Annotated in this window: 18 protein-coding genes; 10 read left to right on the forward strand and 8 right to left on the reverse strand. The window is 71.7% G+C overall.

What is annotated here, in order from left to right; genetic code table 11:
- Nucleotides 1–2: 2 nt before the first annotated feature.
- From ACE3OG_RS03975 to ACE3OG_RS03995, 5 genes are all read right to left on the reverse strand, one after another.
- Entirely contained in the window at nt 3–515 is a 513-nt protein-coding gene (locus ACE3OG_RS03975) for a hypothetical protein (RefSeq protein ID WP_374306198.1), read from the reverse strand.
- 66 nt (nt 516–581) lie between these two features.
- Complete coding sequence (locus tag ACE3OG_RS03980) at nt 582–1,523, reverse strand: M91 family zinc metallopeptidase (protein WP_374306199.1); 942 nt, start codon at nt 1,521–1,523, stop codon at nt 582–584.
- A 22-nt stretch (nt 1,524–1,545) separates the two neighbouring features.
- Entirely contained in the window at nt 1,546–2,706 is a 1,161-nt protein-coding gene (locus ACE3OG_RS03985; RefSeq protein WP_374306200.1) for an adenylate/guanylate cyclase domain-containing protein, read from the reverse strand.
- A gap of 10 nt (nt 2,707–2,716) precedes the next feature.
- Nucleotides 2,717–5,089 (reverse strand): ATP-binding protein, encoded by a 2,373-nt coding sequence (locus ACE3OG_RS03990; protein ID WP_374306201.1) that lies wholly within the window; start codon nt 5,087–5,089, stop codon nt 2,717–2,719.
- A 154-nt stretch (nt 5,090–5,243) separates the two neighbouring features.
- Entirely contained in the window at nt 5,244–5,618 is a 375-nt protein-coding gene (locus ACE3OG_RS03995; protein WP_374306202.1) for a DUF2147 domain-containing protein, read from the reverse strand.
- Between the two features lie 22 nt (nt 5,619–5,640).
- On the opposite strand from ACE3OG_RS03995, the gene ACE3OG_RS04000 reads away from it, so the two are divergent.
- Complete coding sequence (locus ACE3OG_RS04000) at nt 5,641–6,099, forward strand: ferrous iron transport protein A (RefSeq protein ID WP_374306203.1); 459 nt, start codon at nt 5,641–5,643, stop codon at nt 6,097–6,099.
- A 136-nt stretch (nt 6,100–6,235) separates the two neighbouring features.
- On the opposite strand, the gene ACE3OG_RS04005 is transcribed toward ACE3OG_RS04000, so the two are convergent.
- Complete coding sequence (locus ACE3OG_RS04005) at nt 6,236–7,084, reverse strand: FTR1 family protein (RefSeq protein ID WP_374306204.1); 849 nt, start codon at nt 7,082–7,084, stop codon at nt 6,236–6,238.
- Between the two features lie 437 nt (nt 7,085–7,521).
- On the opposite strand from ACE3OG_RS04005, the gene ACE3OG_RS04010 reads away from it, so the two are divergent.
- The 5 genes from ACE3OG_RS04010 to ACE3OG_RS04030 are packed head-to-tail and all read left to right on the forward strand — an operon-like array spanning nt 7,522 to nt 13,815.
- Complete coding sequence (locus tag ACE3OG_RS04010) at nt 7,522–8,796, forward strand: imelysin family protein (RefSeq protein ID WP_374306205.1); 1,275 nt, start codon at nt 7,522–7,524, stop codon at nt 8,794–8,796.
- A gap of 14 nt (nt 8,797–8,810) precedes the next feature.
- Entirely contained in the window at nt 8,811–10,277 is a 1,467-nt protein-coding gene (locus tag ACE3OG_RS04015; protein ID WP_374306206.1) for a multicopper oxidase family protein, read from the forward strand.
- Nucleotides 10,274–11,539 (forward strand): di-heme oxidoredictase family protein, encoded by a 1,266-nt coding sequence (locus ACE3OG_RS04020; RefSeq protein ID WP_374306208.1) that lies wholly within the window; start codon nt 10,274–10,276, stop codon nt 11,537–11,539. The genes ACE3OG_RS04015 and ACE3OG_RS04020 overlap by 4 nt, the downstream gene beginning before the upstream one ends.
- 39 nt (nt 11,540–11,578) lie before the next feature.
- Nucleotides 11,579–12,658, forward strand: coding sequence for an imelysin family protein (locus ACE3OG_RS04025; RefSeq protein WP_374306209.1), 1,080 nt, complete (start codon nt 11,579–11,581; stop codon nt 12,656–12,658).
- A 2-nt stretch (nt 12,659–12,660) separates the two neighbouring features.
- Nucleotides 12,661–13,815 (forward strand): DUF1513 domain-containing protein, encoded by a 1,155-nt coding sequence (locus tag ACE3OG_RS04030; protein ID WP_374306210.1) that lies wholly within the window; start codon nt 12,661–12,663, stop codon nt 13,813–13,815.
- A gap of 35 nt (nt 13,816–13,850) precedes the next feature.
- On the opposite strand, the gene ACE3OG_RS04035 is transcribed toward ACE3OG_RS04030, so the two are convergent.
- Nucleotides 13,851–15,296, reverse strand: coding sequence for a carbohydrate porin (locus ACE3OG_RS04035; protein WP_374306212.1), 1,446 nt, complete (start codon nt 15,294–15,296; stop codon nt 13,851–13,853).
- Nucleotides 15,297–15,511: 215 nt separating this feature from the next.
- Here ACE3OG_RS04035 and ACE3OG_RS04040 point away from each other — a divergent pair, with 215 nt between their 5' ends.
- The 4 genes from ACE3OG_RS04040 to ACE3OG_RS04055 all read left to right on the forward strand — a co-directional run bounded on the left by ACE3OG_RS04040 (nt 15,512) and on the right by ACE3OG_RS04055 (nt 21,234).
- Nucleotides 15,512–16,387: an aldose 1-epimerase family protein gene (locus ACE3OG_RS04040; RefSeq protein WP_374306213.1), complete on the forward strand. Its 876-nt coding sequence runs from the start codon at nt 15,512–15,514 to the stop codon at nt 16,385–16,387.
- 96 nt (nt 16,388–16,483) lie between these two features.
- Nucleotides 16,484–18,631 carry a transglycosylase SLT domain-containing protein gene (locus ACE3OG_RS04045; RefSeq protein ID WP_374306215.1) on the forward strand — a complete coding sequence of 716 codons (2,148 nt, stop codon included), beginning with the start codon at nt 16,484–16,486 and terminating at the stop codon, nt 18,629–18,631.
- 140 nt (nt 18,632–18,771) lie between these two features.
- Nucleotides 18,772–19,722 (forward strand): bifunctional 5,10-methylenetetrahydrofolate dehydrogenase/5,10-methenyltetrahydrofolate cyclohydrolase, encoded by a 951-nt coding sequence (locus tag ACE3OG_RS04050; RefSeq protein ID WP_374306217.1) that lies wholly within the window; start codon nt 18,772–18,774, stop codon nt 19,720–19,722.
- 105 nt (nt 19,723–19,827) lie between these two features.
- Complete coding sequence (locus tag ACE3OG_RS04055) at nt 19,828–21,234, forward strand: hypothetical protein (protein WP_374306218.1); 1,407 nt, start codon at nt 19,828–19,830, stop codon at nt 21,232–21,234.
- An 11-nt stretch (nt 21,235–21,245) separates the two neighbouring features.
- On the opposite strand, the gene ACE3OG_RS04060 is transcribed toward ACE3OG_RS04055, so the two are convergent.
- Nucleotides 21,246–21,455, reverse strand: coding sequence for a DUF2842 domain-containing protein (locus tag ACE3OG_RS04060; RefSeq protein ID WP_374306219.1), 210 nt, complete (start codon nt 21,453–21,455; stop codon nt 21,246–21,248).
- Between the last annotated feature and the right edge of the window lie 165 nt (nt 21,456–21,620).

Here is a 21,620-nt window from a genome sequence, read left to right on the forward strand (position 1 = left end):
GACTACCAGAGGCCGGGGCCGGCGTAGTAGGGCGAGGAGGTCCAGCCGCCGGCGGGCCCGTACCAGCCGGCGAAGAAGGGCGTGCCGACGCCGTCGTTCGGGTTGAACACGCCGTAGCGGTAGGGCGTGTTGGCGACGGGCCCCCACGGCTGGGCGCGCAGCGAGTCGGCCATGATCGCGAAGCGCACCGGATTGCTCAGCGGGTTGCGTTCGCCGCGCGCCGCGTAGCGGGCCGCGCCGGCGCGCACGCCGTTCGGCAGCGCGTAAAAGCCGAGGCCCGATCCCGGATCGCCGACGAGCGGCGCGTAGCCGAGCCGCGCCGAGGGCGCATAGGAGAGGCGCGCGACGCTGCGCCCTTCATGCATGGGGCGGGGCGCATGGGCGAGCCGCGTCTTGTGCGCGCCGGGCGTCGCCGCGCGCAGGGAGGATTGCGTCCCGCGCGGCGCGGCCTGCGCCGCGAACGCCGACGCGCCGAAGGCGCCGATGACCATCCCCACAATCGCAAGACGCCGCATGACCGCCTCCGTCGAAACCCTTCCCTTGAGATGGCGAGCGGGACGCGGCGGCGCAAGGCGTCGATCTCAGCCGCCGGTCATCGCCCCCATCAGCGCCCTGCCGGCGCGCAGCTCGACCTCATATTGGCGCGGCGGATTGAACGGCGCGCGCCTTTCCTCGATCGCCGCGAGCGCGTCGAAGAATTCGCGCTGCGTCGCCTTGAAATGGGCCATCGTCCGGCGCGCCAGCGGGTCGTTCAGGAATTTGTCGGGGTTTTTCAGCTTCTCGTCGTCATGGCCGCCGAGCAGCCCCTTGAGGCCGCGCTCGGACATGTAGATGTTGGCGACGACGATCGCGAGGAACTCCTCCAGCGTGTCGTAGTCGCCGTAATCGGTTGCGCCATTCGTCTCCTGCAGCCCGCGCATCTGGCGCGCGGCGTGGACGAGCTCGTGGAAGATGACGACGTCGGGCTGGTCGGCGTCGGCCTGCGAGTTCGCGGCGCGTCCCGGACCCCACAGCTCCGGGGTGTAGCGCACGCGGGAATTCGACCCGCGTCCGGTTCCGACGCGCCGGCGGCCCTCGTATGTGAACCTGACGCCGGCGGCGTGGGCGTCCTCCTCGTCGTCCCTGTCCGAACGCAGGCTGGCGCGCGGCGTCGCGTCGGCGTTGAGCGGATCGTCGATGTTCCAGTTCGGGACGAAGCGCGCGACATGGCGCGAGCGGCCGATCTCGGCGAGCAGGGCCTGCCCGCTCAGCATGCCCGGCAGCGGCGCGAACTGCCTTGCGACCTTGCCCTGATAGTCGGCGGCGTCCTTGCGGTAGCGATGCAGGATGATGCGGAAGGCGCTATCGTCGAGCGGCACGTCGAGCCACTCCATCCAGTCGCCCATCGGCCAGAACGGCGCGGCGACGCGCGGGAAGCGCGGGTCGATCGGAACGTCGGGCGGCTCGACGAGATCGCCCTCGTCGTCGATCGTCGCGTGCCGCTCGATGTATTCGTCGATCCGCCAGCGCGGCTCGAAGGACATTTTCCGTTTCCTTCCTTCGTCTTCAGGCCACCCCCTCGCCAGCCTCCGCGCGCCCGAGGATCTCGAAGACGTCGACCGGACGCCGGAACCCCTTGAGCGACATCGGCTCGCGCGGGCGGGCGAGGAACATGCCCTCCTCGAGCGCGTGAAAGGCGCGCGAGGCGAGGAGGATCTCGCCCGACTTCGCTTCATCGCACAGGCGCGAGGCGAGGTTTGTGACGCTTCCCACAGCGGAGTAGTCGAAGCGCCGGGAAAAGCCGATGCGCCCCAGCGTGGCGTACCCACAGGCGAGGCCGATGCCGAAGCCGAGCTCGTGGCCGAGCTTGCGCCAAGCGGCCGCCCGCGCGCGGATCGCCGCCATCATGTCGAGCGCCATCAGGACCGCGCGCTCGACGTGCCGCTCGCAGGGCAGGGGGTCGTTGAGCAGCACGAGCATGCCGTCGCCGGCGAAGCGCTCGAGCGTCGCCTCGTAGCGGTCAATGATGGCGCCGAGCGTCTCGTGATAGTCCTTGAGGACGCGCATCACCTCCTCGGGCTCGGCGCTCTCGGTGAAGGCGGTGAAGCCGCGCAGGTCGCAGAACAGCACGCTGACCTCGCGGCGATGGCTCTCGAGCAGGCTCTGCGCCTCGCCGCTGGCGGCGACGACGTCGGCGATCTGCGGCGACAGGAAGCGCTTGAGGCGGCTCATGCGCTCGATCTCGCCGACCTGGGCGGCGACGCGCGCCTCGAGCGTGGCGTTGAAGGCGGCGAGCTCGCGCGTCTGCTCGGCGAGCTTCTCCGCCTGCGCCTGCGTCAGGTCGTGCAGGCTTTTTATGCGCAACATGGAGCGCACGCGGGCGACGAGCGCGGCCTGGTCGAACGGCTTCGTCAGATAGTCGTCCGCCCCGGCGTCGAGGCCGGCGACGACGTCGGTGCGGTCGGCCTTGGCGGTGAGCAGGATGACGGGAATGAAGCCGAGGCTCTCGTCGGCCTTCAGGAGCTTCAGGACCGACACGCCGTCGAGCTTGGGCATCATGATGTCGAGCAGGATGAGGTCGGGCTTCAGCGCGCGCGCCCTGGCGAGGCCCTCCTCCCCGTCGCCCGCGGTGACGATGCGGTAGCCGTGCGCCTCGAGGCGCACGACGACGATCTCGAGATTCTCGGCGACGTCGTCGACGGCGAGGATGAGGGGCGGCTCATGCATGACGGCCTCTTTACGCCGCGGCCTTCTGGCGCTCGACGCGAATGGGGATGAGGATGGCGAAGCGCGCGCCCTCGCCGAGCCTCGAGGCGACGCAGATCGAGCCGCCGTGCATGTCGACGAAGCGCTTGGAGATCGAAAGGCCGAGGCCGGTGCCGCCCTTGAGCCGCGTCGAGGTGTTGTCGCCCTGCTGGAACGCCTCGAAGATGCGCGCCTGGTCCTCGGGCGCTATGCCCGGCCCGGTGTCGGCGACGACGATCTCGAAGAGGTCGCCGACGGCGCGCGCCCTGATCGACACCGAGCCTTCGTCGGTGAACTTGATGGCGTTGGAGAGGACGTTGATCAGCACCTGCGTCAGGCGCCGGTCGTCGCCGCGCCCGAGCGGCAGCGGCTCCTCGACCTCCTGGTCGAGCCGCAGGCCCTTGGCCTTGGCGAGCGAGAAGGTCGCGCCCACCGCCTGCTCGACGACGGCGCGCAGCGAATAGTCGTCGAGCGCCAGGGCGAGCTCGCCGGCCTCGAGCTTCGAAAGGTCGAGCACGTCGTTGATGAGGCCGAGCAGATGCGCGCCGTTGCTCTCGATGCGCTCGAGCGTCTGGCGGGCGCGCTCGGGCAGCTCGCCATAGAGCCCGTCGCGCAGCAGCTCCGCGTAGCCGAGGATGGCGTTGAGCGGGGTGCGCAGCTCATGGCTCATGTTGGCGAAGAAACGCGACTTGTGCTCGCTTGCTATGGCGAGCTCGCGGCCGTTCTCCTCGACGGCGCGGAACAGGCGGGCGTTGCGCATGGCGAGCACGGCCTGATGCGCGAAGGCCTGCATCAGGCTGACCTTGTTGGCGGCGAAGACGCGCGGCCGGAGGCTTTCGACGACGAGCGCGCCGAGCGCGCCGTCGGGCGCGATCAGCGGCACGACGAGGGCCGACCTGAAGCCGGCGGCGAGCGTCGCCGCGCGTAGCGGAAAGCCGGGGCAGTCGGCGATCTCGCGCACCTCGACCGTGCGGCCGTGCTCGGCGACCTCGCCGAGCAGCCCGTCGAGCTGGGTCAATTGCACCTCGCGCAGGGCGGCGACGAAGGAGGGGTCGAGCCCGTAGGCCTCGGCGAGATGGAAGGCGCGCCGGCTCCGGTCGAAGGTGTAGATCGCGCCGCCGTCCGCCTCGGCGAGCTCGACCGCCCGCGTCAGCGCCGTCTTCAGCACCAGCGACAGGTCGAGCGAGGCGGCGAGGGCGCGGCCGATCTCCTCGAGCGTCTTGAGCTCGCTGACCGAGCGGGCGAGGTCGTGCGTGCGGTCCTCGACCTTCTGCTCGAGCCTTGCGTAGAACTCGCGCAGCTGGGCGGCCATGCGGTTGAACTCGTCGGCGAGCATCTCGATCTCGTCGCCGGTGCGCACGTCGATGGCGTGGCCGAAGTCGCCGGAGGCGAGCCGCGCCGCGCCCTCCTGCACGGCGTGCAGCGGCGCCGTCATGCGCCGCGCCAGCACGATCGCCGCGCCGACGCAGATGAGCAGGCCGAGGACGAACAGCCACAGGAGCCGCAGCAGCAGGCTGGCGACCGGCGCGACGGCCGTGGCCGCGGGCTGCTCGACGAACACGTACCAGCCCTGCTGCGGCGCCGAGGCGACGGAGGACAGCACGCTGCGGCCGTCGACGTCCTCGCCGTTCTCGAGCGGCGGCCGGTGGAGCACGACGGCGCGCACCTGCGGCAGCGTCTCGACGCCGCGCGCGGCGAGGCGCGCGTCGGTCGAGGCGATCAGCTTGCCGGCGCCGTCGACGAGATAGATATAGCCGTTCAGCGCAGGAGCGGCGCCCGCGAGCAGCCCGGGCAGGACGGAAAGGCCGACCTCGGCGACGGTGAAGCCGCCGCCGGGGCCGGAATGGGCCATCGCCACCTGCATGCGCGGCCCCTCGCGCGAGAAGACCACCGGGCCGAACCAGGCGACGTCCTGACGCGCCTCGCGCGCCGCCGCCGTCAGGGTCCAGTCCTCGCCGCCGCCGGTCGTCCCGCCGTCGCGCGACAGGGTCGCGATCTCCTTGCCGCTGCGGTCGATCTGGGCGAGCGAGAGAATCGCCGGGGTCTCCGCCAGGATGCGGCGGTAGTCTTCGAGACGCTGCTCGGGGCTCGCCACGCTCGCCCGGCTCGCCCAGCTGAGCTGGCGCTCGATCGACGCCATGAACTGGCCGACGCGCTGCGCGGCGGAATCGGCCCGCTCCGCTTGCGCGCGCAGGAGAAGATGCTTGGCGTCGCGATAGGTGATCCAGGCGTCGACGGCGCCGCTCGCCGTCAGCACGAAGGCGACCAGGCCGACGAAATAGGCGATATACTTGCGCGACAGGCTGCGGCGCTTCACCGCCGCCGCGCGCATGTCGCGACCGAGCGCGTCGGGAGCCGCGGTCACCACGCCCGCTCCGCCAGGCTGCGCCCGTCCGCCGGGCCGCCGTGTCCCGGGGCGGGTCGCGCCGCAAGCCGCGCGCGAGGCTTCTCCTTCATGCCCGACCACCCGACGCCATAGCCCGTTCAATCGCCCGCCCGCCGCCGCGGCCCGGCGCGCCTCACCTGACGCGCGACCAGTTCTGCCCGCCGCAGATCATTCCGCCGAGCACGCAGCCCTCGACGCGCAGCGTCTGCTCGCCGCGCAGGGAGATGCGGCCGTTGTATTTCGCGCCGTTGCGCGCGTCGACGACGAGGCCGGCCCAGACGTCGCCGTCCGGCTTCATCGAGACGAGCACCTGCCTGCCGATCATCGCGGCGTCCTTCGCCCACGACACCTGGCCGCAGAGGGCGGCGGCGCAGCGGCGGATCTGCACATTGGCGGTGCCGTCGGCGATGCGCCATTCGCCGGCCGGATCCGCGGCCGCCGCGCGCGCCTGCGCCGCCAGGGCGAGGGAGGCCAGGGCGGACAGGATGAAAAGGTCCGATGCTCTCATGAACCCCTCGCGCGGGAAACGGATGCGGCGACGCAAATCACTTTGGACGAAATCGGCGCGCCGCCTGTGTGACTTTTCACACGTCGACGGCGCGCGGCCCTGCGCGGAACGCCTTTCGGCCGCAGGCGCGCGCAGCATACCACGGCGGGCGCGCCGGCGCAGCCGCCGCTTCTCGCCGGTCGCCCATACGGACGCCTGCTCCGCCGGCGGCCGTCGCGCCGCCCGTACGCGCGCGGGAGCAAAGTATAGAAATAGAATAAATCCATTATTCCCGCTTTCGAGGTGGCGAGCGGGCGCGCGCGTCGTCGCGCTGAACGCGGACGAGGCCCAGGCGCGGCGTCTCAACGATCTTGGCCTGCGCGTCGGAGCGCGGCTCGAAATTGTGCGGCGTTCGGCCGGGAACGGCATGCTCGTCGCGATCAACGACGACGCGCGCATGGTGCGGCGAGGGCGTCGCCGAGCTCAAGGAGCGGATCTATGAGCGGGTCGCGCCGCAGGAGGGAGGCGGCGAGGGCGTTGGAGCGCGTTCAGCGGAGTCCAGTTCGCCGAACGCGCTCAAATCGTTTGCTTGAACGCGTTTTCTCAACGCAAAAATGGGCGGCTTCGCTGAAAACGCCCTAGCTCGCGCGGGACGGCTGCCCGGCCTGCGTCTTCTTCGCGGCGCCGCCGCGATTGGCGAGGAGGGAGAGCGCGACGATGACGGCGACGGTCGCCAGATAGGCGGCGAGCTGCATGCCGGTCGGCTGCGCCCGGTAGCCGACGAGGGTGCGCAGGACGCGTCCGAGCGCGCTGTCGTCCGGCAGCAGGAACGTCGAGTTCCACACCGGATCGGCGAGCGCCGTTATGAAGCCCGCGTCCTGCAGGATGCCGACCGCCTGCGCGGCCAGGCCCGCGGCGAGCAGCGTGATCAGCGCGGCGATGACCTGGAACAGGCGCTTCAGCGGAATGGCGACGAGGCCGCGATAAAGGGCGTAGGAGACGAGCGCGCCGCCGGCGATCCCGCCGAGCGCGCCGAGGCCGACCGCGCCGGCGTGATAGGCGCCGGTGGCGGCGAGGCCGTAAAGGAACAGCACGATCTCGACGCCCTCGCGCAGCGTCGCCATGGCGACCACCACGGCGAGCGCGGCGAGCGGCTTGCGCCCTTCCTTCACGTCGCGGCCGACAGCCTTCATCTCGGCCGCCATCTCGCGTCCGTGGCTCGCCATCCACACGCCCGTCCACACCAGCATGGCGACGGCCACTACGAGCACGGCGGCGTTGAACACCTCCTGGCCCGAGCCTTCGAACTGGTTCGCGATGACGTCGGCGAACACCGCGACGAGCGAGGACGCGGCGACGCCGGCGAGGACGCCGCCGGCGATCCACAGGCTGCGGCCGCGCACGCCTTCGGTCGCGGCGAGCGCCACGCCGACGATGAGCCCGGCTTCGAAGACCTCGCGGAACACGATGAGCAGGGCGGCGAGCATGGGCGTCCTTGGAGTCTTCGGAAATGGATCGGCGCGGGGCGCCTGCGGCGATGGATCGAACGCCGTTCATACGCGCCGCCGCCTGTCCTGTCATCGGCCTCGTAGAGTTTTAGAATAGTTCTGTAGTAATCGGTGAGGGCATATCCGCAAAAGGTGCGAAACGCCGACGCAAGGACGCGGGACGGCGCGCCGCAAGATCACGTTTTCGCGCGCTTCACAGGAATGGATACTGATCTTCTAGTATGAAACAGCCGAAGTTTTTAGATAGAATAGTTCCAGATTTGTTTGACGGGACTTGTCGCCGAGATTACGAGTTCGTAACGTCCCGGCGCGACTGAAACGCCGTCGCCGCGGCCGCGCCGGGCCGCGTCGCTGATTCCAAGGCCGCCCCGCGTTCGCCGGGGTCGCCTCGCCCTCATATAAAGGAACAAAGGCCGATGCGCGCGAAAACCCTGATTGGCGCCGCGGCGGGACTGTTCGCCTTCGTCGGCGCCGCGCTGGCCGAAGCGCCGACGCCGCGCGAGGTGATCGTCCATTACGCCGACCTCGCCCATGTCATGTATGAATCGTCCTATCTCGCCGCCAAGGACATGCAGGGGGCGATCAACGCCTTCCTCGCCGCGCCGAGCGCCGAGGCGCTGCGGAAGGCGCGCGACGCCTGGAAGGCGGCCCGCAATCCCTACCAGCAGACCGAGCCCTACCGCTTCGGCAACAAGATCGTCGACGCCTGGGAAGGCAACGTGAACGCCTGGCCGCTCGACGAGGGCCTGATCGACTATGTCGACAAGGCGAGCTACGGCGAATCCTCCGACGAGAATCCGCTCTACACGGCCAACATCATCGCCTCGAAGACGATCCGCGTCGGCAAGAAGACGATCGACGTCAGCAAGATCACCGGCGATCTGCTGCATCAGCTGAACTCGGCCGGCGGCGTCGAGGCCAATGTGGCGAGCGGCTGGCACGCCGTCGAATTCCTGCTGTGGGGCCAGAACCTGCACAAGGAAGGCACGGTCGCGGGGGAGCGCCCGTACACCGACTACGACCTCAAGAACTGCACCAACGACCATTGCGACCGTCGGGCGCAATATCTCAAGGTCGCGACCGACCGGCTCGTCGCCGACCTCATGGAGATGGCCGCGTCCTGGGGGCCGAAGGGCGAGGCGCGCGCCGCCCTGTTCAAGAAGAGCGACAAGCAGGGCCTCGCCGTCATCTTCACCGGCCTCGGCTCGCTGTCCTACGGCGAGCTCGCCGGCGAGCGCATGAAGCTCGGCCTCATGCTGCACGACACCGAGGAGGCGCACGACTGCTTCTCGAACAACACCCAGAACGCCCATTACTACGATGAGGTCGGCATCCGCGACGTCTATTACGGCCGCTATGCGAAGGCCGACGGCGCTGAAGTGACCGGCCCCTCGGTCGCCGACCTCGTGCGCGCCGCCGATCCCAAGATCGCCGACGAGATCGACGCCAAGTCCGACGCCGCCCTCGCCGCGCTGAAGAAGCTCAAGGACGTCGCCGATTCCGGCGAGATCCTCTACGACCGCATGCTCCTCGAGGGCAATACGAAGGGCAACCAGCTCATCCAGGACGGCGTCGACGCCCTCGTCGCCCAGGCGCACGCCATCGAGCGCGGCGTCGCGGCGCTGAAGCTGCAGATCAAGGTCGAGGGCTCGGCGAGCCTCGACGATCCGGCGAACGTCAAGAAGAAGTAAGGAAGGACGCCGCCATGCTCTCGCGACGCGCGCTCATCGCCGGCGCCGCCGCCGCGGGCGCGGCGGCGGCCATCGCCCCGGCGGCGAAAGGACGCTCGACCCGTCCCCTCGCGGCGCGGGGCGCGCGGATCGAAAAGCGCACGCTTTACGCCGGGGAGATGGAGGTTCCCCTCCTTGGCCCCGGCAAGCCTGCGACGAAGCGCTTCTGCGCCTACAACGGGACGCCGCTCGAGACGTGGCGCTTCCCGAAGGGAACGGTCCTCGACGTCGAGTTCGAGAACCGCCTGCCGGATTCGACCACCGTCCACTGGCACGGCGTGCGCGTCGACAACCGTTTCGACGGCGTGCCGCCGCTGACGCAGCAAGTCGTCCCGCCGGGCGAGAAATTCCATTATGAGGTCCCGCTCGCCGATCCGGGCCTCTATTTCTTCCACCCCCATTGCGACGAAAGCGGCCAGGTCGGCCGCGGCCTCGCCGCGCTGCTCATCGTCGACGACGAGCCCGGGAGCGCGCCCGCGTTCGACCTCGAGCAGGTGATCGTCGTCAAGGACTGGCGCCTCGGCGAGGACGGCCAGTGGCTCGCCATGACCACCGACGACGGCGCCTCGACCGCCGGCACCTTCGGCACGGTGCGCGCGACCAACGCCAGCGTCGCTCCCGCGCGCGTCGAGGCGCCGGCCCATGGCGACGTGCGCCTCAGGGCCATCGTCGCCGACAACACGCGCGTCATCGACTTCGGCTGCGACGCGAAGGATTCGGCGCTGATCGCCTGCGACGGCCACGCGATCGAGCCCGTCCATTTCGACGCGCTGCCCGACGCCGTCTGGCGCATGGGCCCGGCGATGCGCGCCGACGTCCACGTGCGCATGCCCGGCCCCGGCGAGGAGGTGAAGGTCTACGACTACCGCAGCGCCGAGCCGTTCCTGCTCATGACGCTCGTCGCGGTTGACAAGGGCAAGCCGAAGCTCCCGTTCCGGCCGCTCGCCCTGCCGCCGCCGGACCTGCCGCAGGCCGACGTCAGGCGGGCGCGCAAGCTCGACTTCACGATCCAGACCGCCGCCGGGGCGACGATCCTCGCCCCGCCGCTGCCCGACGGCGATCCGCTGGCGAAGGCGCTCGTCAACTCCTTCTGCGTCGGCGGAAAAACCTTCTGGGCGATCAACCGCACCTCCTGGGCCGCCGGCCCGGACCTGCGCCTGCCGCCGCCGCTCAACGTCCTCGACGACGGCGCGAGCTATGTCCTCTCCATCTCCAACGTGACGAAGCACGTCCATCCGATGCATCTGCACGGGCACGTCTTCAAGGTCCTGTCCTCGACCAAGAAGCCGAATCTGCCGCAGGTCCTCGCCGACACCATGGTCGTCGAGCCGAACGAGACGCTCGACGTCGCCTTCAAGGCGACGCGCGGCGACTGGGTGTTCCATTGCCACATCCTGGAGCATATGGACTCCGGCATGATGGGCTGGTTCAAGATCGCATGAGAGGGCGGGCCGGCGCGCGGCTGAAGACGAAGCGGCGCGCGCTCTTCCTCGGCCTTTCGGCCTGCGTCCTTTCCGCGGCGGCGACGGGCGCGCTCGAGGATCTCGACCTCGCCATCGGCCGGGCGCTGTTCAGGCGCGCCTGGGCGCCGGCGCCCGCCTCGACGCGCGCCGACGACGGCCTCGGGCCGCTGTTCGACGCGCGCTCCTGCGCCTCCTGCCATCCGGGGACAGGCCGCGCCGCCGCGCGCTTCGACGACGCCCGCGAGATCGAGGGTCGCGGCGTCGTCCTGATGATCGGCCGCGCCGACGGCTCGGGCGATCCTGTCTACGGCCATCGCCTCCAGATCGACGCCGCGCCGGGGATTTCTCCCGAGGGGGTCGTCGGCGCGCAGGACGAGGCGCTGCCGGACGGCCGGCGCCTGAGGAAGCCGCTCGCGCTGCGCCTCGGCTATGGCCCGCTCGATCCGGAAAGCGGCCTCTCCCTGCGCGTCGCGCCCGACGCGCGCGGGCGCGGGCGGCTCGACGCCGTGAGCGACGAGACGATCCTTTCGATCGAGGCCGAGCAGAAGCGCGCCGGCGGCCCCGTCGCCGGCGCGGCGCGGCGCGTCACGCTGTCGGACGGGACCGTGACGATCGGCCGCTACGGCTGGAAGGCGGCGCAGCCGAGCCTCGCCGAGCAGACGGCGGACGCCTTCTCGATCGACCTCGGCCTCTCCACCGCGCTGCGGCCCGATCCCTATGGCGACTGCACCGCGCGCGAAACGGCGTGCCGCGCCGCGCCGCGCGGCGGCGGGGCGAGCAAGCCCGAGGGCGTCGAGATTTCGCAGGCCATCTTCTCGCGGGTCGTCGCCTTCCTCGCCGCGACGCCTGTCCCCATGGCCTCGCCGTCGCCGTCGCCGGCGCGCGGCGCGCGCCTCTTTGGCGACGCCGGCTGCGCGCAATGCCACCGCCCCGAGCTGCCGACCAGCGACGGCGGAAGCGCGCGCCTCTACACCGACGTGCTGCTGCACGACATGGGCGAGGGCCTCGCCGATACGATGCCCGAGCCCGGCGCCTCGGCGCGCCAGTGGCGCACGGCGCCGCTCGCGGGGCTTTCCGACGCGCTCGCCCGCGACACCGGCCTTCTGCACGACGGCCGCGCGCGCGACGTCAAGGAGGCGGTCGAATGGCACGCCGGCGAGGCGGAGGCGTCGGCGAAGCGTTTCGGCGCGCTTTCGGCCTCGCAGAAGGCGGCGCTGCTCAGCTATGTGTCGGGGCTCTAGCCCTTTCGCTTCCCATCCCTTCCGGCGAGGCCTCCCGCGATGATCCGCACGCTCCTTTCTCCCGCCGCCGGCCTCGCCTTCGCGCTCGGCGCGGCGCTGGCGCCCGCTCCGGCCGGCGCAGCGCCCGCGCTCGATCCGGCGCCGTTGATCGAAACCTGGCTGCTGCCGCGCTACGGCGCCTTCGCCGAGGCGGCGGCGGCGCAGAAGGCTGCGTGGGGGAAATTCTGCGCGGCGCGCGAGGAAGCCGGCGTCGGCGCGCTCAAGGACGCCTACGGCGCCGCCGCCGACGCCTGGAACGCCGTCGAATTCGTCACCTTCGGGCCGGTCAGCCAGGAGCTGCGCGCCGACCGGATCGACTTCTTCCCGGACCGGCGCAACGCCATCGCGCGCGCCCTTTCGGAAATCCTCGCCGATCCCGACGAGGCGCGGCTCGCGCCCGAGCGCTTCTCCAAATCCAGCGCGGCCGCGCAGGGCCTGCCGGCGCTGGAGCGGCTGCTCTACGACGAGGGCGCGGCTGCGGCGCTCGCCGGCGGCGCGGACGGCGCCCGCCGCTGCGCGCTCGGCAGCGCGGTCGCCGGCAATCTCGCCGACGTCTCGGCGCAGATCCGCGACGCCTGGGGCGACCGCTCGCATGGCCTGATGGCCGCGGTCGCCGCCGGCAAGGGCGATCCCGACTTCTTCCCCGACGCGGCGGCCCTGCCGGGCATGATCCTCACCGACCTTTCCGGCGCCTTCCAGCGCGTCAACGACACCAAGATCACGCCGGTCCTTTCCGGCGGTCACGACGACGCCAGGCCCGCGCTCGCCGATTCCTGGCGCTCCGGCCGCTCCGGCCGCGTCGTCGCCAACATGGTCCGCAGCGCCGACGCCCTCCTCAAGGCGATCGCGCTGCAGATGCCCGCCCGCACCCAAGGGGTCGTCAACAAGGCGGCGAACGCGGCCGACGCCGCGGCGCAGGGCTTTCCCGCCGACCTCGGCGCGGCGGCCGGGACGCCGGACGGGGCGGCGGCGATCGCCGCCGCGGTCAAGATCTTCAAGGCGGCGCAGCTCACGGTCTATCGGCCGATCGCCTCCTATTTCGGCGTGTCCCTCGGCTTCAACGCCCTCGACGGAGACTGACCATGCGCGACGCCTTTCGTCCGAGCCGCCGCGCGCTCGTCTCCGGCGCGCTCGCGTCCGGCGCAGCCCTGGCCTGCGCGCCGCGCGGCCTGCCGGGGAGCGCGTCCGCCTTCGCCGCGCCGCGGCCCGAGACCGCCGTGGACGGCTTCATCGCCACGGCGGGCGTCGAGGAGGGCTTCGCCGCGCTCGCCTACGACGCGGCGCTCGACGAGACGGCGCGCCTGCCCTCCGTCGCGCGCCTGCACGGGCTCGACGCGCATGGCCCGCTCGCGGTCGCGGTCGGGCGCCGGCCGGGCCATGTCGCCCTCGTCTTCGACGCGCGCTCGGGGCGCCTCGCCGCGACCTTCGCGCCGGCGCCGGGGCGCGCATTCTCCGGCCACGGCCGCTTTTCGCAGGACGGCGAAACCTTCCTCGTCAACGAGATCGAACGCCCGCGCGAGAGCGAAGGGCCGGGCGGGGAGATGGGCCGCGGCGTGGTCAGCCTGCGCCGCGTCGACGCCGGCTTCGCGATCGTCGGGGAATGGCCGAGCGGCGGCGACGGGCCGCACGACCTTCTGCGCGCCGGCGCCCTCCTCGCCGTCGCCAACGGCGGGATCGAGCCGAACACGCCCGAGGCGCGCGACGCCGAGGTCACGGGATCGAGCCTCGCGCTGCTCGATCCGCGCACGGGCGCGCAGGAGGCGCTGGGGCGGCTTGGCGCGGACCTTGCGAGCCTTTCGCTGCGCCACCTCGCGCGCGGCTCCGATGGCGCGCTGGCGGTCGCGGCGCAGGACCTTCTGAAGGACGGCGAGGCGCGCCCGCTCGCCTTCGCGGTCGGACCGGACGGCGCCTTGAAGCCGTTCGAGGCCCCCGACGACGAATGGCGGGCGCTGCGCGGCTATGTCGGCTCGATCGCCTACGACCGCTCGGGAGGCTTGCTCGCCTGCGCCTCGCCGAGAGGCGGGCGCGTCGCGGTCTGGCGCGCCGACGGGCGCTATCTCGGCGCCGTTCCGCTGCCCGACGGCTGCGCCCTCGCTCCGGCGGCGCAGGCCGGCCGTTTCCTCGCTGCGAGCGGCTACGGCGAGACGATCCTGATCGGCGTCGAGGACGGACGCGTCGGCGCGCTTTCGCGGCGCACGGGCGGCCCGCGCTTCGACAATCACATGATCGCCGTCTGAGGAAGCCGCCCCGGCCGGGCCGGGGCGGCGGCCGGTCAGAACGTGATGTTGGTGCGCAGGCCGAACACCGCGGCGTCCGGAATGCGCTGCGTCGGATTGTTCGGGTTGGACGCGCCCGCGCCCGGATTGAACACATACTGGAACACCGGCTGGACGGTGAAGCCGGGGACGATCTGCGCGCTGTAGGTGAGCTCGACCAGCACCTCATGGGTGCGGGCGGGCGTGTAGTCTCCCGAATAGAAGGACGTGTCGACGTCGTAGCCGCGCGCCGCCGGCGACACTTCGGCGTAGGTGAGGGCGACGCCCATCGCGTCGTCCGGCCGCTGCGACCAGAAGCCGGTGAGCGAGAAGCCGCCGTCGACGTAGAAGCTCAGGTCGTTGCGGTCGATCTGCGTGCCGGCGACGCGGGCGAAGAAGCCGAGGCCCTTGGTCGGATCGTCGTCGGCGAAGCGCCACAGCATCTGGTCGATGACGCCATAGAGGCCGAACGTGCCGCCGAGCAGCTTAGGCGTCCCGTTGCTGAAGGGCGCGGCGAGCTGGACGTTGTTGGCGTCGAAGCGCTGGTCGTTGACGTTCCCGAAATAGTTCCAGCCGCCGAACTTGATGGTGCCGGCGAGCCCCGTCGGGCCCTTCTGGTTGTAGGAATAGGCGGCTTCCGCCATCGCGAAGGGCGAATCCTTGAGACGGAAGGCGGCCCCGCCCACGTCCATGTTGTTGGCGACGTCGCCGAAGCCCGCTCCGGTCGGGTCGCCGTTGAAGATCGCCGCCATGACCGAGAAATCCTCGGTCGGCTGATATCTCACGCGCACGCCGGGCGTGGCGAAGGGATAGGCCGGGCCGCCGCTCGGCAGGTCGGCGGCGAGTATCGTCGGCCAGCCGAAGGCGGCGTTGGTGAACAGGCCGCCGATGCGGCTCTGGAAGAATTCGCTGTCGGCGGCGAGCTGGCCGAGGCGGATCGACAGTTTGTCGTCGAACAGCTTCTGCTCGGCCCAGAGCTCGAACAGCAGGGTCCGCGCCGGCGCTGCGATGTTGCTGATCGTCGAATAGTTCAGCAGGTTGTAGGAGGAGATGCTCTGGCCCGCGATATTGTAGCCGTTGGCGTGGAAGGTGAGCCCCGGAACGCCGGCGAGCTTCTCCATGTCGGCGTAGATTCCGAACTCGACGCGGTGCTCGTAGCGGGCGTTCTGCTTGATTCCGCCCGAGACGTTGCCGAACACCTCGCCGATATAGGCGGCGTAGAGGTTGATCCCGTGGTCGCAGAGATATTTCTTACCTGCGGTCAGGCCGGGGATGTCGACGCTGGTCGAGATCGACGGCAGGTCGTCGCAGATGGTCTTGGCCGGCTCGGCGGGCTGCGGCGCGACGTCGGCGGCGTGCGCGAGGCCGCCGGCGAGAAGGAGAGCGAACGCCGAGGCGGTCGACGCGAACCGCCGCGTCCGGGCGCCGCGCCGCGCTCCGGCGGCGGGTGAAAAGTCGCGCATCATATTGTCCCCCGTTGAGCGCAGATCGGAATTTAAGTCCCTTGATTCTCAATAGGTCGAAGCGCCGACGCGCCGCAAGCCGCTCCGATTGGGAACGCTTTAGGATCGTTCCAGTCTTTCCCGTGCGACCTTTCCGCATTGCGGCGAGATTCCGTCCGTGCGATGCAACGGCGCAACATCGGCGGGCGTGCGTCGGCGGACTGGAGAGGACGGCGATGGAGCGGGTCGAGCTTGCGGCGGGCGCGGCGCGCGCGACGATCGACGCGCGGGGCGCCGAAGCGGCGCGCTGGAGCGTCGCCGGGACGCAGCTCCTGTGGATCAAGGATCCGCGGGTCTGGGACGGCGTCGCGCCGATCCTGTTTCCGGTGGTCGGCTGGACGGCGGGCGGACGCGCGCGCGTCGCGGGCAAGACCTATCCGCTCGGCCTGCACGGCTTCGCGCGCGGCATGCGCTTCGCCGCCACCCGTCTTGGGCCTTCGCGCGCGCGCTTCGCGCTCGCCGCCGGCGAGGAGACCCGCGCCTCATATCCCTTCGATTTCTGGCTCGGCGTCCAGTACGCGCTGTTTCCGACGGCGCTCGCGGTCGGCCTCACGGTCAAGAACCGCGGCGACGCGCCGATGCCCTACGCCTGCGGCCTGCATCCGGGCCTGCGCTGGCCTTTCGCCGGCGGCGGGCAGGAGGATTACGCCGTCGAATTCGCCGAGGAGGAGGATCCGCGCGTTCCCGAAATCTCGGCCGACGGGCTTTTCCGCGCGCGCCGGCGCGCGGCGCCGCTCGAGGGCCGCAGGCTCGCGCTGACGCCCGACGCCTTCGCGGCCGAGGCGCTGTGCTTTCTGAACGCGCGAAGCAGGAGCCTGCGCTTCGTCGGACCGCGCGGCGCGGCGCTGAAGGTCGAAACCTCCAACTTCAACCATGTCGCGCTGTGGTCGCGGCCGGGCGCGCCCTTCCTCTGCGTCGAGAGCTGGACCGGCCACGGCGATCCTGAAGGGTTCCGCGGCGACCTTTACGAAAAGCCCTCGATGCGCCTGCTCGCCCCGGGCGCAGTCGCCCATCACGTCGCGCGCTACAGTTTTTCGCCGGCGCGCGGCTAAGGAAAACATAAGGCGGCGCGCCAAAGGATTAAGCGCGCGCGCCGCCGCGCAGGCGTATCCTTCCGAAATTTCTTTCAGTCATTTCGGGAGAATTCCATGAGCCCGCTGATCGGAGTGGCGATCTCACTGCTGCCGGAGCTTCTCGACGTCCTGCGCTCGCTGCCGAAAGGCTCGCCGGCGAGCGATCAGGCCCAGCGCAAGATCGAGGCGGCGGTGACCGACGCGACGCAGGCGCAATCTGCGCCCGACGCCGCGCGGAAGATTCAGGACGATCCACAGGTCCGCGCCGACCTCACGGCCGAGCTCGCGCGCATCGCGGCCTCCGTGCGGGAGGCGGAGCTCGCCGACGCGCGCGACGCGCGGGCGAGCGCCCTGAAGGAAGACGAGCTCGCCGACGCCTCGACGGCCGACGCGCGGAAGTTGCAGGAATTCCTCGCCGCCTCGAGCCCGATGCTGATGTGGACCCCGACCGTGCTGTCCTACATGGTCGTCGGGGGCTTCCTGCTGCTCGTCGCCTGGCTGGCGTCGGGCAAGGTTCCGGTCACCAAGGACACGCCCGAGAACGTCCTGCAGATCGCCAACATCCTGATCGGCGCGCTCGCCGCCGCCTTCGCCACGGTGCTGAATTTCTGGCTCGGCTCCTCGCTCGGCTCGCGCGGCAAGGACCGGCTGATCGAGGCGCAGGGGATAACCGGGATCGCGCCGTCGCCCGGCCCCGCGCCTGCTCCGGCCCCCGGAGGCGCGCCGCCCGCGGCGCCGGCGACGCCCTCGCCGCAAGGATCGGCGCCCGCGCCGGAGAGCGCCCCGCCGGCTGGCGGCGCGCGCGCGCAGACGCGGCCGGCCCCGGCCGCGCCGGAGCCCGCACCCGCGTCGGACGCGGACCGCGAACCCGAAGCGGACCCGCAGGCCGCGCCGCGGCCGGGGCTGTTCGCGCAGGCGATGGAGGAGCTCACGACGCCGCATCGCCATTTCCCGGACGGCGCGTCCTGGGCGCTGACGCCGGACGGCGTCTCGATCGACGGGGCGCCGGCGATGGGCACCGCCGGCCCGCCGGACACCGTGCGGCGAATCTGGCGCGATTTCTCCGATCCGATCGGCGCCGCCGCGCGAAGCTGCGGCGCGCCGGCCGAGCTGATCGTCGCCACCATCGCGACGGAGAGCGGCGGGCGTCCGGACGCGCGCCGCTTCGAGCCGAAGCTCAACGACGAGAGCGTCGGCCTGATGCAGACCCTGACGCGCACCGCCGCGCAGGCGCTGGGGCGGGCGCGGGTGAGCGCCGCCGAGCTGCGCGACCCCGCGACCTCGATCCTCGCCGGGACGTCCTATATCGCGCAGCAGAGCCGATCGACCCATTTCGATCCGCCACGCGTCGCCGCGGCCTACAACGCCGGCTCGCTCCGGCGCGACGACGATCCGCGCAACCGCTGGCGCATGCTCTGCTTCCCGCGCGGCACGGGCGCGCATATCGACCGCTTCGTCGCCTTCTTCAACGACGCGATGCGGGTCAGCGGCGAGGACGGCTGGGGCGCTTCGGGCCTCGTTCCGAGCTTCGCCGCCCAGGTGGCGGCGCTCAAGTCCGGGCCGCGCGGCGCGCCGGCGCCCGCCGCTCCGTCTCCCGGCGCGCCCGCGCGACGGCCCGCCTCGCCGCGGGACGTCCCGCCGCCGCCGGCTTTCCCGCCGCTCACGACCCTCGCGCAGCGGCAGGCGCTGTTCGGCGCCTTCTCCTTCGTCCCGGACCCGGCGCCGGACAATCCCGAGCGCATCCGCGTCACCGACGACTGGGAGGCGCGCAACATCGTCGAAGTCGAGATTCCGATCAGCGGCTTCCCGGGCCGTCCGGGGCCGCTGCGGATGCGCTTCCACAGAAAGGGCGAGGCGCAGCTCGTCGCGCTCTGGCGCGAATGGGAGAAACGCGGGCTCATCGACCGCGTGCTCAGCTTCGACGGCTCCTACGAACCGCGTTTCGTGCGCGGCAGCCGCACGAGCCTCAGCAACCACGCCTTCGGCTCGGCCTTCGACGTCAACGCCGCCTTCAACCGCCTGAAATTCGTCCCGGCCCTCGTCGGCGAGCGCGGCAGCGTGCGCGAGCTCGTCCCGATCGCCAACGACTTCGGCTTCTACTGGGGCGGCCATTTCCGTTCGCGCCTCGACGGCATGCATTTCGAGATCGCCGAGCTGCGCCCGGCCGCTCCCGCGCCGGAGCGACAGCCGGAGCAGGACGAGCTCGTCGCCGCGGCGGGGTGAGCGGACAAATTCGGCTTGGCCGCGGCCAAAATTATTTTGGTGTTCGTCGGCGGGCGCGCCGATTATTTTTCGCAGCCGTCGTCACGCCGACGCGGCCGGCAGCGAGCCGCACAAGGCCAAGATCAAGCTGGAGGGTCCAAATGTCCGTCGCCCAAACGTCGAGCCCGGAAACCGGGGTCCTGCGCCCCTCGGCCGGCAAGGCCCTCCTGATTGACGGCAAGCGCGGCTCGGACGAGGTGCTCGCCGAGATCGCGCAGGAGGTGAAGGCGCTCGAGGGCAAGGTGCAGCCCGGCCTCGCCGTCATCCTCGTCGGCGCGGACCCGGCGAGCCAGGTCTATGTCGGCGCCAAGGGCAAGGCCGCCAAGGCGATCGGCTTCCATTCCGAGCAGATCGACCTGCCGGCCGACGCCAGCGAGGAGGACATCCTCGCCGTCATTCGCCGCCTCAACGCCGATCCGAAGATTCACGGCATCCTGCTGCAGCTGCCGCTGCCGGGCGGGCGCGACGCCACCCACATCATCGAGAGCATCGCGCCCGAGAAGGACGTCGACGGCCTGCATCCGATGAATTCGGGCCTGCTCGCCATCGGCGACGTCAAGCGCGCGCTGATCCCCTGCACGCCGGCGGGCAGCATGATCCTGCTGGAGAAGGCCGCCGCCGCGCTGAACTTCAAGCTTTCCGGCGCGCAGGCCGTGGTGGTCGGGCGCTCGAACCTCGTCGGCAAGCCGATCGCCCAGCTGCTGCTCGGCCAGAACGCCACCGTGACCATCGCCCATTCGCGCACCAGGGACCTGCCCGCCGTGGTGCGCTCCGCCGACGTGCTGATCGCCGCCGTCGGCCGCCCGGAGATGATCAAGGGCGACTGGGTCAAGCCGGGCGCGATCGTCATCGACGTCGGCATCAACCGCGTGCCGAACCCCAACCCCGACGCCAAGAGCAAGACCAAGCTCGTCGGCGACGTCGCCTTCGCCGAGTGCCTCGACGCGGCGGCGGCGATCACCCCGGTGCCGGGCGGCGTCGGGCCGATGACCATCGCCATGCTGATGAGCAACACGCTCAAGGCGGCCAAGCAGAGCGTCGGGATCGCCTGACGCCAAGCGTGCGGCCGCAAGTCCTCCACAGGCTGTGATCGGGGCGTTAACCACTCGGAAACCATAACGGCGGCTCAATGCGGCGTCGGGTTTTGGAGCGGTCCCATGCAGCTCAGGGTCAGGCGGACGCCGCGCGCAGGGACGCCTCCGGGCTTTGCGCGCGCCTTCGCGGCGCGCCGTCCAGGAGCGCTCGCCGCCCTTGCGGCGGGCGCCGTCGCGGCGGCCGTCCTCCTCGCCGGCCGCGTCCCGCAATATCGCGCCGAGGCGCGCGTCTTCGTCGCCGCTCCCGCGACGCAGGCGCCGCTGGAGCAGGCGGCGGCGCTCGCCCGCTCGCGCGAGCTCGCGCGCGACGCGCTCGAGTCGCTCGACGCCTGGGAGCGGCCGGAGTTCGCGGCCCGCGCGTCCCTGCCCGCCCGGGCGCTGGCCGCGCTCGGCTTCGGCGAGGCCGGCCGCGAGGGCCTGCGCGAGAGCGCGGTCGAAGCCTTCGGCAAACGCCTTTCCGTCACGCCCGCCCCGCGCGAGCGCCAGATCGCCATCGCCTTCAGGGCCGACGACGCCGCCTTCGCCGCCGACGCGGCGAATCGGGTCGCCGCCCTGTTCGTCGAGACGGGCGCCGCCGCCCATGAGGCGGGCGCGGGCGCCTTCGCGCGCGCCGCCTTCGCGAGCGCGAGCGTGCTTTCGAGAGCGCAGCCGCCGCGCGAGGCGATGGGCCCCGACGCGCGCGACATGATCGCCTTCGCCGCCCTTCTCGCGCTCACCGCGGGCGGCGCCGGCTTTTTCCTGCGCGCCCGCCACGGCGCGCCGGCGGCGCCCGCCGCGCCGCATCCGGTCGGCGAAGCGGGCCTCGCGATGAGCGGCTTCGCCTCCGCGCGCCTCGGCGACGAGCGCTTTGCCGCCCGGCCGGCGGACGCGCTCGCCCTTGAGGAGGCCGCCGCGCGCGTCCTCTCCGCGCGCCGGGACGGCCCGACGCGCATCTTCTGCGCCGCCCTCGGCGCGCCCGCCGCATCGTCCGGCGAGGGCGCGCTCGCGCTGGCGCGCCGGCTGAGCGCGCAGGGGCGCTCGATCCTGATCGACTTCGGCGATCTCGCGCCCGACCGTCTGCGCGCCGGCGCGCCGGGCGCGGCCCCCGGCCTCGCCGAGCTGCTGGCGCATGAGGCGAGCTTCGACGAGACGATAAGGCGCGACGCCGCGACGCGCCTGCATCTCGTCGGGCGCGGCGCCGGCGCGCTGCCGCCCGAGGCGCTCGTCGCCGGCGCGGAGCTGTCGGCCATCCTCGACGCGCTCAGCGGCGCCTATGACTTCATCTGGCTCGCCGCGGCGGGGGAGCCGCAGGACGAAAGCTTCGAGGCGCTCGCCGCGCAGGCCGACGTCGTCGCGCTGTTCTCCGCTCCCCAGGCGCCGCGTCCGCTCGGGCAGGCGGCCCTGAGCGCCGGCTGGCGGGCGCGCGACGTGCTCGTCATCGGCGCGCCGGGAAGGAGCCCGCCGCGCCGCCTCAGCCTCGGCGCGGCGTGACCGCGCGGCGCTCAGGCGTCCGGCTTCTGCATCCAGCGAATCAGCGGCATCAGCGGAACGACCCAGATCAGCCCCAAAATCGCGTAGCAGACGACCTGCACGGCGGGCGCGGCCTGCTGGATCGGACGCGCCTGCGCCAGCGCCATGGCGATCAGCGCGTAGAAGGGCACGAAGCCGATCGTGATCACCGTGCCGATGAATTTGCGCGCGCGCATGCGCATGACTGGGTCCCCGCCGCCGAAAGCCTCCTTAAATCGCGGCGCGCGGCGGCGCGCAAGCGGCTCGCCTCAGGCCCCTTGCTTCGCGGGGGCGATTCATGGAAGGGCAGGGCGCGCCGCACTTTCGCGGGCGAGGCGGATTCGGAACGGCGGGCGAAGCGATGATTG

The sequence above is a fragment of the Methylocella sp. genome (assembly GCF_041905455.1).
Taxonomy (GTDB): Bacteria; Pseudomonadota; Alphaproteobacteria; order Rhizobiales; family Beijerinckiaceae; genus Methylocapsa.

Bases quoted from the DNA above. Each gene is read 5' to 3' on its own strand.
- ACE3OG_RS03975 (WP_374306198.1), bottom strand. From the start codon at position 515: ATGCGGCGTCTTGCGATTGTGGGGATGGTCATCGGCGCCTTCGGCGCG.
- ACE3OG_RS03980 (WP_374306199.1), bottom strand. From the start codon at position 1,523: ATGTCCTTCGAGCCGCGCTGGCGGATCGACGAATACATCGAGCGGCAC.
- ACE3OG_RS03985 (WP_374306200.1), bottom strand. From the start codon at position 2,706: ATGCATGAGCCGCCCCTCATCCTCGCCGTCGACGACGTCGCCGAGAAT.
- ACE3OG_RS03995 (WP_374306202.1), bottom strand. From the start codon at position 5,618: ATGAGAGCATCGGACCTTTTCATCCTGTCCGCCCTGGCCTCCCTCGCC.
- ACE3OG_RS04000 (WP_374306203.1), top strand. From the start codon at position 5,641: ATGCGGCGACGCAAATCACTTTGGACGAAATCGGCGCGCCGCCTGTGT.
- ACE3OG_RS04005 (WP_374306204.1), bottom strand. From the start codon at position 7,084: ATGCTCGCCGCCCTGCTCATCGTGTTCCGCGAGGTCTTCGAAGCCGGG.
- ACE3OG_RS04010 (WP_374306205.1), top strand. From the start codon at position 7,522: ATGCGCGCGAAAACCCTGATTGGCGCCGCGGCGGGACTGTTCGCCTTC.
- ACE3OG_RS04015 (WP_374306206.1), top strand. From the start codon at position 8,811: ATGCTCTCGCGACGCGCGCTCATCGCCGGCGCCGCCGCCGCGGGCGCG.
- ACE3OG_RS04020 (WP_374306208.1), top strand. From the start codon at position 10,274: ATGAGAGGGCGGGCCGGCGCGCGGCTGAAGACGAAGCGGCGCGCGCTC.
- ACE3OG_RS04025 (WP_374306209.1), top strand. From the start codon at position 11,579: ATGATCCGCACGCTCCTTTCTCCCGCCGCCGGCCTCGCCTTCGCGCTC.
- ACE3OG_RS04030 (WP_374306210.1), top strand. From the start codon at position 12,661: ATGCGCGACGCCTTTCGTCCGAGCCGCCGCGCGCTCGTCTCCGGCGCG.
- ACE3OG_RS04035 (WP_374306212.1), bottom strand. From the start codon at position 15,296: ATGCGCGACTTTTCACCCGCCGCCGGAGCGCGGCGCGGCGCCCGGACG.
- ACE3OG_RS04040 (WP_374306213.1), top strand. From the start codon at position 15,512: ATGGAGCGGGTCGAGCTTGCGGCGGGCGCGGCGCGCGCGACGATCGAC.
- ACE3OG_RS04045 (WP_374306215.1), top strand. From the start codon at position 16,484: ATGAGCCCGCTGATCGGAGTGGCGATCTCACTGCTGCCGGAGCTTCTC.
- ACE3OG_RS04050 (WP_374306217.1), top strand. From the start codon at position 18,772: ATGTCCGTCGCCCAAACGTCGAGCCCGGAAACCGGGGTCCTGCGCCCC.
- ACE3OG_RS04055 (WP_374306218.1), top strand. From the start codon at position 19,828: ATGCAGCTCAGGGTCAGGCGGACGCCGCGCGCAGGGACGCCTCCGGGC.
- ACE3OG_RS04060 (WP_374306219.1), bottom strand. From the start codon at position 21,455: ATGCGCATGCGCGCGCGCAAATTCATCGGCACGGTGATCACGATCGGC.